The sequence below is a fragment of the Pseudarthrobacter sp. NPDC092424 genome (assembly GCF_044754925.1).
Taxonomy (GTDB): Bacteria; Actinomycetota; Actinomycetes; order Actinomycetales; family Micrococcaceae; genus Arthrobacter.
In genome coordinates this window covers 269,501-282,257 of record NZ_JBIVQC010000002.1, presented here as the reverse complement: position 1 = coordinate 282,257, position 12,757 = coordinate 269,501, and the positions used below count along the sequence as shown (strand labels likewise).

Sequence of the window (12,757 nt, the reverse complement as noted above, 5' to 3'; positions counted from 1 at the left end):
GAGCATAGCCAACCGGCTAGTCGACGTCGCTGTGGCTCTTCCGGGCATCTTCCTCAAGCCGCGGGTCAATGTGGGCCGCAGCGGCCTTGGAGCTGATCAGGCTGGCGATAACGGCGATGATGATGGTGCCGACGATGACAGCCAGGGAGACGAAGGTGGGAATCTCCGGGGCCCATTCTATGTGCTGGCCGCCGTTGATGAAGGGCAGCTCGTTGACGTGCATCGCGTGCAGGACCAGCTTCACGCCGATGAAGGCGAGGATGAAGGACAGTGCGTGCTTCAGGTAGACCAGGCGGTTCATGAGGCCGCCGAGCAGGAAGTACAGCTGGCGCAGCCCCATCAGGGCGAACAGGTTGGCGGTGAACACGATGAACGGGCTCTGGGTCAGGCCGAAGATGGCCGGGATGGAGTCCACTGCGAACAGCAGGTCCGTGAGGCCGATGGTGATGAACACGATCAGCATGGGGGTGAAGACCTTCTTGCCGTCCACCGTGGTGCGGAGCTTGTTGCCGTCAAACTTCTCCGACATGGGGATCACCTTGCGGATGGCGGCGATCATGGGGTTCTCGCGGTCCTCCTCGTCTTCACCCTCATCCTGGGCCTGCTTCCAGGCGGTCCAGAGGAGGAATGCGCCGAAGATGTAGAAGACCCAGCTGAACTGCTCGATCACGATGGCGCCGAGCATGATGAAGATGCCGCGCAGGATCAGGGCGATGATGATGCCCACCATCAGCACTTCCTGCTGGTACTTCCGGGGTACCGAGAAGCGGGCCATGATAATGATGAAGACGAAGAGGTTGTCGATGCTGAGGCTGTATTCGGTGACCCAGCCTGCCACGAACTGGCCGCCGTATTCGGGGCCGGTAAAGAAGAACATGGCGCCGGCGAAGATCAGTGCAAGGCTGACGTAGAACGCCACCCACAGGCCGGCTTCCTTCATGGAGGGTTCGTGCGGACGGCGGACCACCAGGAGAAGGTCAATCAGGAGGATCAGTCCGAGGACGGCAAACGAGCCAACCTCGAACCACACGGGTAATTCAAGCACAGGGCAGCCTTTCGCAGGGTACAGAGATGCGGTGTAAGTCTCTCCGGCCTGCCGGCGCACTTAGTGCTGAATTGGCGGCCCGCTACGCCCGGCGGGGCAACCATGCCCTGCGTGTTGACGATCGTAGCGCTCGGGATACTCCCCTACGTGGCCTTAACTCTACCTCAGGCGTGCCCGGCGGCCTGCATCTGCCGCAGTTCCTTCTTCAGTTCGCTGACCTCGTCGCGGATCCTGGCGGCCACTTCGAACTGCAACTCGGCGGCCGCGCCGTGCATCTGCTCGGTGAGCTGTTCGATCAGGCCCACCAGGTCCTCGGCGGGCGCCGCGGCCAGTCCGTCGGAACGGACCTTGGCTGCACCCTTGGCTGCGGACCTGGTCCTCTTGGCGCCCTTGGCCAGGCGGTTGTTGTTGAGCAGCTCCTGGGTGTCGGCGTCTTCCTTGGCCAGCTGGTCCGTGATGTCAGCGATCTTCTTCCGCAGCGGCTGCGGGTCGATGCCGTTTTCGGTGTTGTACGCCACCTGGATGGCACGGCGCCGGTTGGTTTCGTCGATGGCATGCGCCATGGAATCCGTGATGCGGTCCGCGTACATGTGGACCTGGCCGGAGACGTTTCGGGCGGCGCGACCGATGGTCTGGATCAGCGAGGTGGAGGAGCGCAGGAATCCTTCCTTGTCCGCGTCGAGGATGCTGACAAGGGAGACTTCCGGCAGGTCAAGGCCTTCCCGGAGCAGGTTGATGCCCACGAGTACGTCGAAGGTGCCCATCCGCAGCTCGCGCAGCAACTCCACCCGGCGTAGCGTGTCGACGTCCGAGTGCAGGTACTCCACCTTGACGCCGTGGCCCAGGAGATAGTTGGTGAGGTCCTCGGCCATCCGCTTGGTGAGGGTGGTGACCAGGACGCGTTCGTTCCGCTCCGTCCTTTCCTTGATCTCTCCCAGGAGGTCATCGATTTGGCCCTTGGTGGGCTTGACCACCACTTCCGGGTCGATGAGCCCGGTGGGCCGGATGATCTGCTGCACGAAGCCGTCCGCCTTGCCGAGTTCGTACTTGCCGGGCGTGGCGGACAGGTAGACGGTCTGGCCCACGCGCTCCAGGAATTCATCCCATTTCAGCGGGCGGTTGTCCATGGCCGATGGCAGTCGGAAGCCGAAGTCCACGAGGTTCCGCTTGCGGGACATGTCGCCTTCGTACATGGCGCCGATTTGCGGGACGGTGACGTGGGATTCGTCAATGACCAGCAGGAAATCGTCCGGGAAGTAATCCAGGAGGCAGTGCGGCGCGGAGCCCGGCTCGCGGCCGTCAATGTGCACCGAGTAGTTCTCGATGCCGTTGCAGAAGCCCATCTGCTGCATCATTTCGAGGTCGTACGTGGTGCGCATCCGGAGCCGCTGGGCCTCGACGAGCTTGTTTTGGCTTTCGAGCACCTTGAGCCGGTCCGCCAGTTCGTCTTCGATCCGCTTGATGGCCCTGGCCATGCGTTCGGGACCGGCGACGTAGTGCGACGCAGGGAAAACGTACATTTCTTCTTCGTCCCGGATCACCTGACCGGTGACGGGGTGGAGCGTCTGGATGTTTTCGATCTCGTCGCCGAAGAACTCGATCCGGATGGCCAGTTCCTCATACATGGGGATGATCTCCACCGTGTCGCCCCGCACGCGGAAGGTGCCGCGGTGGAAGTCGATGTCGTTGCGGGCATACTGCATCGCGACGAACTTCCGGAGGAGATGGTCACGATTCATCTCGTCGCCCTTGCGGAGCGTCACCATCCCGGCGATGTACTCCTCGGGGGTGCCCAGGCCATAGATGCAGGACACGGTGGCCACCACCACCACATCGCGGCGGGTGAGCAGCGCGTTGGTGGCAGAGTGCCGGAGCCGCTCCACTTCCTCGTTGATGGAGGAGTCCTTCTCGATGAAGGTATCGGTCTGCGCCACGTACGCTTCGGGCTGGTAGTAGTCGTAGTAGGAGACGAAATATTCCACCGCGTTGTTGGGCAGGAGTTCCCGGAACTCGTTGGCGAGCTGTGCGGCGAGGGTCTTGTTCTGCACCATGACCAGGGTGGGCCGCTGTACCTGCTCGATCAGCCAGGCCGTGGTGGCGCTCTTGCCGGTTCCGGTGGCGCCCAGCAGCACCACATCCTTCTCGCCGTTCCTGATGCGTTCGGTGAGTTCGGCGATGGCGGCGGGCTGGTCACCGGCCGGCTTGAAGTCGCTGATGACCTCGAAGGGCGCTACAACACGGTTGATATCCTGCGCAAGGCTCATGAATCTAATCTACAGCCGGGCGGGAGGGTACGACGGCGGCTCCCACCCGGTCGCCGCGGCCCAGGCGGACATCCGGGGCCAGGCGACCCCGGCGAACCACGGTTCCTTGGCCGCGGCATAGGCTTCGGTATCCGCGGCGCCGGCGAAGCGCTCGGCCAGCCCCGCTTTAAGTTTCGCGTAGAGGGTGAGGGCGGCCGCGTCGGACCGCAGCCAGTCCCGGAACATGAGGGCGAAGCGCCAGCCGGCAGAGCCGGCAGGCCGGACGTGGAGGTTGACCGGCCGGCCGGGGTCGGCGTTGGCGTGGAACCTCTTCTGCCACAGGGCGGGATCGGACTGCGATGGTTTGGGGGCGTCCTGCCCGATGCCCGGCACCAACGGGAAACCGGCGGCCGCCAGCGCCGGTGCGAGGGTGTCCGCGTCGGCCAGGTCCCGCACTGCCACCTGCAGGTCGATGACGTCCTTCGCGGCCAGGCCCGGCACCGAAGTGGAGCCGATATGGTCCACGGCCAGGATGAGTTCCGGGGCCGCTGCGCGCAGTCGAGCCGCCGTCCGGGCTGCCTGCCGGGCCCACTCCGGACGGTGCGGTGCCAGGACGGGTCCGCCGGTCCGGGGCGCGCGGCGGCCGGCGGCCAGGTTGCGGGCAAACGGCACCAGCCTGTCATCCCACAGTGCGTCCACCTGTTCCAGCAGCCCGTCGACGCTGCCGCCGTTGTCCAGCACGACGTCCGCCGCCGCGATCCGGTCCTCCCGAGTGGCCTGGGCGGCCATCCGCGAACGGGCCTCGTCCTCGGTCATCCCGCGGTGCTCCCGCATTCGTTGCACCCGCACGTCATCCGGCGCATCAACCACCACCACCAGATGGAAATCATCCCCCTGGCCGGTTTCCACCAGGAGCGGAATGTCCTGGACCACCACGCCGTCCTCCGGTGCGGCAGCCGTGATCGCCGCAGCGCGGGCCCGGACCAGGGGGTGCACGATGGCGTTCAACGCCGCGAGCCGGCCGGGATCGCCGAAGACCGCCGCGCCGAGCCGGGCACGGTCCAGCCGGCCGTCGCCGCCAATCATGCCGCTGCCGAACTCACGCACGATTCGGTCCAGGCCCTCGGTCCCGGGCTCAACCACTTCGCGGGCCAGCGCGTCGGCGTCCACCAGCTCGGCGCCGCGTTCCCGCAGCCGGGCGGCTACCACCGATTTCCCCGAAGCGATCCCGCCCGTCAGTCCAATTTTTAACACGCCGCCAGCCTACTAGCCGGACCGTCCGCAGGTCCCGGCCGGATGCAGCGCCGGTGGGTGGGGGGCCTAGACTGGGGCGGATGCATGCGCAAGAGAGCAGGACCACGTCCTACACCACGCTGGCAGCGGGTCCGGATTTCCGGCAGGAGATCGAGGTCAAGCGCTCCCGGTTCATCACGGTCCTGCGCCGCGCCGGCACCGAGGAAGAGGCCCGGGAGCTGGTGGCCGGACTCCGGCGTGAATTCCACGACGCGCGGCACCACTGTTCCGCCTTCATCCTCGGCCCTGACCGTGACGTCCAGCGCTCCAGCGACGACGGCGAACCGTCCGGAACCGCAGGAATCCCGATGCTCGACGCCCTGGCCAAAAGGGAGACCGCACCCGGGGTGGCTGACCTCAGCGACGTGAGTGCCGTCGTCGTCCGTTATTTCGGCGGAATCCTGCTCGGCGCCGGCGGGCTGGTCCGCGCCTACTCGGAATCGGTCTCCTCTGCGCTCTCACTGGTGCCCCTGGTGCGGCGCAGCCGGCTGCGCATCTGTTCCGCGGCGGTACCCCACGCGGCAGCAGGCAGGCTGGAAAACGACCTCCGGGCCGCCGGCTTCGTGATGGCAGGGACCAGCTACGGCGCCGGGGAGACGGTCCTGCGCCTGGCTGTAGCCGATAACGCCGAAGCCATCGCCGCTGCCGCGGAACGGCTGCAGGTGCTGACAGCCGGCAGCGTTGAGCTGGCCCCGGAGGGAACGGAGTGGGTGGATGCCGCACTTGCCTGACGTGTCCCTGGTGGACGTGGACGACGCCGTCATGGAGTCGCTGCTGGCCCTCGCGAAGCGGGACGCGTCCCCGGACGAGGTGGCTCCCCCGCTGGGCGGGCCCGGCTGGAACGCCGAACGCACCGCCTGGTTCCGCGCCCACCACCGCGCTGCCGCGGACGGGCTCGACGGTCGGGCCGGCGAAAAGACCTGGGCCGTTCTGTGCTGCGGCGAGGTGGCCGGTTCCGTGCGGCTCAAACGCACGGAGGCTACGGGCAGGGGGCCCGCCGGCGAGGCAGGGATCTGGCTGGGCAGGAGTTTCCGTTCCCGCGGTGTCGGAGGTGCGGCCCTGACGCTGCTGCTGGCAGAGGCGCGGAAGGCGGGGCTGGCACAGGTGCTGGCCCGGACCCTTGCCGGTAACCTGGCCGCACAGCAGCTCCTGTCCGGGCTGGGGGCCACGCTGGCCGGGGAAGATGACGGAACCGTCCTGGCCACGGTAGGGCTTTGACCGCCTGCAGCCCTTAAACGCAGCGGACCCCCTGCCGGTGGGCAGGGGGTCCGCTGCGTTGGCCCGGAAGGGCCGGTGGCAATTAGTTGCCGGTCAGCTTCTCGCGCAGCGCGGCGAGGGCCTCGTCGGATGCAAGCGTGCCTGCACCGGCGTTGGACTCGGCAGCGGGCTCCGAAGAGTAGCTGGTGGCGCCGGAGTCGCTGTCACCGGAGGTGGCAGCAGCGGCGTCGTCAGCAGCGTGCTGGGCAACCTGCTTCTTGTGGGCTTCCCAACGGGTCTGGGCGTCAGCGTACTGCTGCTCCCAGGCGGCGCGCTGGTTCTCGTAGCCTTCAAGCCACTCGTTGGACTCGGGATCGAAGCCCTCGGGGTACTTGTAGTTGCCCTCTTCGTCGTACTCTGCGGCCATGCCGTACAGAGCAGGATCGAATTCGGTGCTGTCGGCGTCGACGCCCTCGTTGGCCTGCTTGAGGGACAGCGAGATGCGGCGGCGTTCCAGGTCGATGTCGATGACCTTGACGAACAGCTCGTCGCCAACGGAGACAACCTGCTCGGCCAGCTCCACGTGGCGGACAGCCAGCTCGGAGATGTGCACGAGGCCTTCGATGCCGTCCTCGACACGGACGAACGCACCGAACGGAACCAGCTTGGTGACCTTACCCGGAACAACCTGGCCGAGGGCGTGGGTGCGGGCGAAGGTCTGCCACGGGTCTTCCTGCGTAGCCTTGAGCGACAGGGAGACACGCTCGCGGTCCAGGTCGACCTCGAGAACCTCGACGGTGACTTCCTGGCCAACTTCGACAACCTCGGACGGGTGGTCGATGTGCTTCCAGGACAGCTCGGAAACGTGGACGAGGCCGTCTACGCCGCCCAGGTCCACGAAGGCACCGAAGTTGACGATGGAGGAAACAACGCCGGGACGGACCTGGCCCTTTTCCAGCTTGTTGAGGAAGGTGGAGCGGACCTCGGACTGGGTCTGCTCGAGCCATGCACGGCGGGACAGAACAACGTTGTTGCGGTTCTTGTCCAGCTCGATGATCTTGGCTTCGATCTGCTGGCCGATGTACGGAGCCAGGTCGCGCACACGGCGCATCTCGACGAGGGATGCGGGCAGGAAGCCGCGCAGGCCGATGTCGAGGATAAGACCACCCTTGACAACCTCGATGACGGTACCGGTGACGACGCCGTCTTCTTCCTTGACCTTCTCGATGTCGCCCCAGGCACGCTCGTACTGAGCACGCTTCTTGGAGAGGATCAGGCGGCCTTCTTTGTCTTCCTTGGTGAGCACCAGGGCCTCGACCTGATCGCCGACGGAGACAACGTCTCCGGGGTCAACGTCGTGCTTGATGGAAAGCTCGCGGGAGGGGATGACACCTTCGGTCTTGTAACCGATGTCGAGCAGGACTTCATCGCGGTCGACCTTGACGACGGTGCCTTCAACGAGGTCTCCGTCGTTGAAGTACTTGATGGTGGCGTCGACAGCTGCGAGGAAGTCCTCAGCGGTACCGATGTCGTTGATCGCGACTACGGGGGTACCGGGCTTCTCGGTGGAGGTGATGGTCATGTAGTAGGGGCTCCGTTGTGGATAGTTAGTCGGTCAGGCAAACCGGCGCGCCCGCGTCATGGAACGCAGGCGCGATTCGCGGTGAATCCGACGGATCCTCCGGGTCATCCTGATTTTGTGGATTTTACAAAGAGCGCGCGTAGTGCACGCCCGTTCATTCTAGTCGCTGCGCACAACACGGGTCAAAAGCGAAAGGGCTCAGAAGTGCGTCAGGCAGTGGGCCGGGCGTTCGACGGCGAACATGGCGGCGGCGCGGGCGGCGGCTCCGGGTGCGCCTTCCCGGATCCGCCCGGCGGCCGTGAGTGTCACCGGGTGCACGGCGCCGAGGTAGACCGACGAGAGCGCGGAGATATCCAACTCAAGGTCGGCTTCGTGACCGGGTGAAACGCGTTCGACGGTGGCTTCCCCGCCCTGGACGTTCAGCTCGAACGTTCCGTCGTCGAGGCCAAGAGGGTCGGCCACCTTGAGCAGGAGGCGGCCGTCTGCGGAAAATTTCCGGGCTTCGAGGGCTTTCCCCACGTCCAGGATGCGCAGCCACAGCATGTCCCTGGGCGTTGAGGCATCCACGCAGCGGGAATCCGCCAGCGCCCAGGGCAGGGGGTCGTCCACCGGCGCCTCCTCCCACGTGATCCGCTCCACGAGGTCAATCGCGGCAAGGTACTGCCACAATTCCAGGTAAGCGTCCCGGGTTGCAGCCACCAGGTCCACGATTTCCATGGTGTAGGGCTCCTTGTCCCAGCCGCAGAACCGGTAGGACACATAGCCGTCCACTCCGCCGTCGGGCCCGTAATGCAAGGCAGCCCGGACCTTCGGGTCCCCGTCTTCGCCTTCCCGGCGGACGGAGCCGGAGACAAACTGGCGGTAAAACTCGTGCCGCCCGATGGAACCCGGGGTCAGGCGGTGAACACGCTCAAATATCTGCGGCGCGAGCTCCAGCAGCACTTTGGGGTCGGCTACTTCCACGGTGCCCATCGGCGCGTGGTCGAGGGCGAACCGGGCACTGGTGTCCACCTTGATGGACTGCTCGGACGTGGCCGCGCCGAACCCGAAGCGCCCGTAGATGGAGGCCTCGGACGCGGTGAGGGCCGCCATGGCCAGCCCCTGTTCCTGGGCCAGCGCCAGTTCCCCGATCATCATGCGGCGCAGCAGGCCACGGCGGCGGTGCGGTGTCCGCACGGTCACGGCCGTTACCAGGCGGGTTTCGAGGAGCCTGCCGAAGCCCACGTTGAGCGTCTTGTCCATGGTGCCGAAGGTGGCCACGGGCACGTCCGGCCCCAGGGCATGGGCCGGCGCCGGCCCTGTCCGGTAAGCACCCGTGAGAATCCGCCGGTCCACAAGATGCATCTCCAGGCCCCGGTCCACGCGGGCGTCCGTACGGCGCTCGTCATGGAAACCGAACGCGACAGCCTGCATCCACGCAGCCGCGGCGGCATAGCCGGGACTGCCCTTGGTTGCCGGTTCGAACCGCCGGATTTCGTAGTCCACCCCTGGATCTCCCACGCCCCGAGCCTAGCCACGGATCCGCGGAAGGGCCAGCGTCGGGTCAGTGGCCGGCGTCGTACCAGCTGGGACCGACGCCGATCTGCACCTCGAGCGGTACCCGCAGGTCCGCCGCCGCAGCCATCTGTTCCGAGACCAGCCGCTCCACGGCATCCCGTTCGCCGGGGGCCACTTCCAGCACCAGTTCGTCATGGACCTGCAGCAGCATCCGGGACTTGAGCCCCTGCGCGTGCAGTTCGGCGTGGACGCCCAGCATGGCGCGTTTGATGATGTCCGCCGCGGATCCCTGGATGGGACTGTTCAGGGCGATGCGCTCGGCGTTCTCCCGCAGCTGGCGGTCCGTGCTGGTCAGGTCAGGGAGGTAGCGGCGGCGGCCTTCGATGGTGGCCGTGTATCCGTCGATCCGCGCCTGGTCCACCACGCCGCGCAGGTAATCGCGGACGGCGCCAAACCGGTCGAAGTAGTCCTTCATGAGGGTGCGGGCCTCGTCCACCGAGATTTCCAGCTGCTTGGACAGGCCGAAAGACGTCAGCCCGTATGCCAGTCCGTAGGACATCGCCTTGACCTTCGAGCGCATGGCGCTGGTGACCTGGTCCGTGGGCACGTGGAAGATGTTGGAGCCGACGAACCGGTGCAGGTCCTCGCCGTCCCTGTACGCCTGGATCAGCCCTTCGTCCCCTGACAGATGGGCCATGATCCGCATTTCGATCTGTGAGTAGTCCGCGGAGAGCAGGCACTCATAACCCTCGCTGACCACGAAGATGCCGCGGACCCGCCTGCCCTCCTCGCTGCGGATGGGGATGTTCTGCAGGTTGGGGTTGTTGGAGGAGATCCGGCCGGTGGCGGCCACGTTCTGGGCGTAGGTGGTGTGGATCCGACCGTCCTCGGCCACGGACTTCTTCAGCGACTCCACCATCTGGCGCAGCTTGGCGGCCTCGCGGTGCGCCATGAGCTGGACCAGGAACTCGTGCCCGGTCTTTTCCAGGAGGTTCTTCAGGGAGGCGGCGTCCGTGGTGTAGCCGGACTTGATCTTTTTGGTCTTGGGCAGCTGGAGTTCGTCGAACAGGACGGCCTGCAGCTGCTTGGGCGAACCCAGGTTCACCTCGTGGCCGATCGCGGCGAACGCCTGTTCCTGGGCATGGTCGATCACCCGCGACAGGTCAGCGAGCTGTTCGTCCATCCGGGCCATGTCGATGCCGATACCCGCCAGCTCCATGTCCGCCAGCACGCGGCTGACCGGCAGTTCCAGCGTGGAGAGCAGTTCCTCGGCGCGCCGTTCCTTCAGTTCCGCTTCGAAGTAGCGGCTCAGCGAGAGTACGACGGCGGCTGCCTGGACCAGCGCGTCCGCGGCGGCGGCATCGTCCCCGTCAAAGGACAGTTCCAGCTGGCCCGCCTTTGCCGTTGCGGACGGGATGCCGACGTTCAGGTGGTGCTGGGCAAGTTCCGCGAGCTCGTACGTCCGGCGGTCCGGCTGGATCAGGTATCCGGAGATGGAGGTGTCATCCACAACGCCTTCGAGTTCCAGGCCGCGGGCAGTAAGTGCCTTCAGTGCGGCCTTGAATCCGTGCATGACCTTGGGAGCCTCCGGATCCCGGAGCCAGGCTGCCAGCACACTTTCGGTCTCCGCGTCCTGGGCCGCCAGGTCCAGGTACACCGCCGCGTCGGGGCGGACGATGGCCACTGCGGCGGCGTCCTCGCCGATCCGGCCGGGGACCAGGTCAACGGCCAGGGCTGAGCGTTGCCCTGTGCCCGCCGCCAGGAATGCCTGAAGCTCAGCGGCGGAAGCCGGGGTGGCGTACGCGGGCGTGTCGATGGATTCGCGCTCAGCCGCAGGCGCGGTGTCGTCGCCGTAAAGGGCGAAAAGCCTGCTGCGGATCGTCTTGAATTCCAGCTGATCGAACAGGTCTTCCAGGGCTGCCTGGTCCGGGCGGGGCTGGTAAAGGTCTTCGAGGGTGACCGGCAGTTCAAGGTCCGTGTGCAGCTGGTTCAGCCGGCGGTTGCGCTTGACGTTCTCCACGTTCTCGCGGAGGGCATCGCCCACTTTCCCGCCAATGGCGTCGAGGTTTTCCAGCACCCCTTCCAGCCCGCCGTAAAGATTGATCCATTTGGCGGCGGTCTTGGGGCCCACGCCGGGCACGCCGGGGAGGTTGTCCGCCGTCTCCCCCACCAGGGCGGCAAGGTCCGAGTAGTGGTTGGGTCCCACAAAGTATTTGGCGTGGATGGCGGCGGCGTCCATGCGCGGAATGTCGCTGACGCCCTTCTTGGGGTACAGCACGAACACTTTGTCGGTGATCAGCTGGAAGGCGTCCCGGTCGCCGGAGACCAGCAACACTTCGAAGCCGGCCTTTTCACCCATTGCCGCGAGGGTGGCCAGGATGTCGTCCGCCTCGTAGCCCGGCATTTTGATGGTCTTGATGCCCCAGGCCTCCATGACCTGGGCGATGAGGTCGATCTGCCCGCTCATCTCGCGCGGGGTTTCGTTCCGGCCGCCCTTGTACTCGCTGTAGTCGGCCTTGCGGTGCGTAGTCTCATCCGAGACGTCGAATGCCACCGCGATGTGGGTGGGCTGCTGTTCCTTGATCAGGTTGATCAGCATCGAGGTGAAACCGTGGATGGCGTTGGTGTGCTGGCCGTTCGAGGTGGAGAACTTGTCTGCCGGAAGGGCGAAGAATGCCCGGAACGCCATGGAGTGGCCGTCCAGGACCAGGAGCCGCGGCTGGCCCGTCATCGGGACCACGGGGGCGTCGGTCGCTGAAACCGGAGTTCCCTGCGAAGCAGGCTCTTCCTGAAGGGTCTGGGAGGGGAAGGGGGCCGGTTTGGTTGTTTCACTCACAGGTGCCAGCCTAGTTGCCATGATGGACAATTTCACGCCCGGCCCCTTCGCGGCAGAGCTGGCCGCCGCCGGCGTTCCCGAGCACCTGCACGGCTGGCTGGGACGCTACGGCATCGGCCCGCTGGTGGTGAAGATGGGTATCCGCTTCGTGGAAATGGACCCCGAACTTTCCGTGGCCACCATGCCGGTAGAGGGCAACACCCAGGTGGCAGGAATCCTGCACGGCGGCGCCCACGTGGTGCTGGCCGAAACGCTCGGTTCCTTCGCCTCCGCCATGCACGCCGGTCCGGACCGCCACGCCGTCGGCATCGAGGTCAACGCAACGCACCACCGCTCCATCTCCACGGGCACCGTCACCGGCACGTGCAGGGCCATCCACCTGGGCCGCACCCTGGCCACGCACGAGATAGTGGTGACGGACAGCGCCGGCAGGCGGCTCTCGACGGCGCGGATCACCAACCTGCTGCGGGACAATCCAACGGGTGAACGTAGGCCCACCGGTCAGCGACCGGCCGGTTAGCCCGCCCGCAGGCGGTACCGCAACTCCACCACGCCCCTGCCCATGGTGCGTGAGGCAGCCAGCTCAAGCGGCGGCGTCGGGCCCGCCATGGGCAGGAGGCGCTTGCCCTCGCCCAGTACCACGGGAACCAGGGACACGATCAGCTCATCAAGCAGGCCGGCGTCGGCAAACTGCGCAGCGAGGTTCCCGCCGCCCATGACCCACACGTTCCGCCCGCGTGCGTCCTGCTTCAGGTCATCCACGAATTCGCGGACGTCACCGCGCACGAAGGTGATGTTCGAATCCGGCGGGGCGGCATGCTCGTGCCGGGTGAAGACGTAGCAGGGAATGCCGGGATACGGCCAAACCTCCGGGCCGTGCTTCCGCAGCCAGGTATAGGTGCTCCGCCCCATGGCGAGGCAGCCGACGCCGGCCTTGAAGGAGTCGTAACTTTCCTGGCCGCCGTCGAATCCGTCGAACTGCAGGAGCCAGTCCAGCCCGTCGTCGGGCGTGGCGATGAACCCGTCGAGGGATGCGCCCACGAAGTACTGGATGGTTGTCACGG

10 protein-coding genes are annotated in these 12,757 nt (G+C 66.2%); 3 read left to right on the top strand and 7 right to left on the bottom strand.

Going from position 1 to position 12,757, the window contains the following annotated elements; translation table 11 throughout:
- Positions 1-16: 16 nt before the first annotated feature.
- The 3 genes from ACIQCN_RS04300 to coaE all read right to left on the bottom strand — a co-directional run bounded on the left by ACIQCN_RS04300 (position 17) and on the right by coaE (position 4,542).
- Entirely contained in the window at positions 17-1,045 is a 1,029-nt protein-coding gene (locus tag ACIQCN_RS04300; RefSeq protein ID WP_400603943.1) for a TerC family protein, read from the bottom strand.
- 164 nt (positions 1,046-1,209) lie between these two features.
- Positions 1,210-3,309: an excinuclease ABC subunit UvrB gene (gene uvrB / locus ACIQCN_RS04295; protein WP_400603945.1), complete on the bottom strand. Its 2,100-nt coding sequence runs from the start codon at positions 3,307-3,309 to the stop codon at positions 1,210-1,212.
- Between the two features lie 9 nt (positions 3,310-3,318).
- Positions 3,319-4,542 carry a dephospho-CoA kinase gene (gene coaE, locus ACIQCN_RS04290; RefSeq protein ID WP_400609572.1) on the bottom strand — a complete coding sequence of 408 codons (1,224 nt, stop codon included), beginning with the start codon at positions 4,540-4,542 and terminating at the stop codon, positions 3,319-3,321.
- A gap of 80 nt (positions 4,543-4,622) precedes the next feature.
- Here coaE and ACIQCN_RS04285 point away from each other — a divergent pair, with 80 nt between their 5' ends.
- Together ACIQCN_RS04285 and ACIQCN_RS04280 are read left to right on the top strand one after the other, a co-directional pair.
- Positions 4,623-5,312 (top strand): IMPACT family protein, encoded by a 690-nt coding sequence (locus ACIQCN_RS04285; RefSeq protein WP_400609570.1) that lies wholly within the window; start codon positions 4,623-4,625, stop codon positions 5,310-5,312.
- Complete coding sequence (locus ACIQCN_RS04280; RefSeq protein WP_400609568.1) at positions 5,296-5,799, top strand: GNAT family N-acetyltransferase; 504 nt, start codon at positions 5,296-5,298, stop codon at positions 5,797-5,799. Before ACIQCN_RS04285 ends, ACIQCN_RS04280 begins: the two co-directional genes overlap by 17 nt.
- Before the next feature lie 82 nt (positions 5,800-5,881).
- Here the strand turns inward: ACIQCN_RS04280 and rpsA are convergent, their stop codons facing one another.
- From rpsA to polA, 3 genes are all read right to left on the bottom strand, one after another.
- Positions 5,882-7,360, bottom strand: a complete 1,479-nt coding sequence (gene rpsA / locus ACIQCN_RS04275; RefSeq protein WP_400603952.1) for a 30S ribosomal protein S1 — start codon at positions 7,358-7,360, stop codon at positions 5,882-5,884.
- Positions 7,361-7,558: 198 nt separating this feature from the next.
- Positions 7,559-8,860 carry a GNAT family N-acetyltransferase gene (locus tag ACIQCN_RS04270; RefSeq protein ID WP_400609567.1) on the bottom strand — a complete coding sequence of 434 codons (1,302 nt, stop codon included), beginning with the start codon at positions 8,858-8,860 and terminating at the stop codon, positions 7,559-7,561.
- Positions 8,861-8,903: 43 nt separating this feature from the next.
- A complete protein-coding gene (polA, locus tag ACIQCN_RS04265) occupies positions 8,904-11,546 on the bottom strand; it encodes a DNA polymerase I (RefSeq protein ID WP_400609839.1) in 2,643 nt (880 codons plus the stop codon).
- 166 nt (positions 11,547-11,712) lie between these two features.
- On the opposite strand from polA, the gene ACIQCN_RS04260 reads away from it, so the two are divergent.
- Entirely contained in the window at positions 11,713-12,213 is a 501-nt protein-coding gene (locus tag ACIQCN_RS04260) for a hotdog fold thioesterase (protein ID WP_400603956.1), read from the top strand.
- Here ACIQCN_RS04260 and ACIQCN_RS04255 read toward each other — a convergent pair.
- Positions 12,210-12,755 carry a dihydrofolate reductase family protein gene (locus ACIQCN_RS04255; RefSeq protein ID WP_400609565.1) on the bottom strand — a complete coding sequence of 182 codons (546 nt, stop codon included), beginning with the start codon at positions 12,753-12,755 and terminating at the stop codon, positions 12,210-12,212. The genes ACIQCN_RS04260 and ACIQCN_RS04255 overlap by 4 nt on opposite strands.
- Positions 12,756-12,757: the final 2 nt, after the last annotated feature.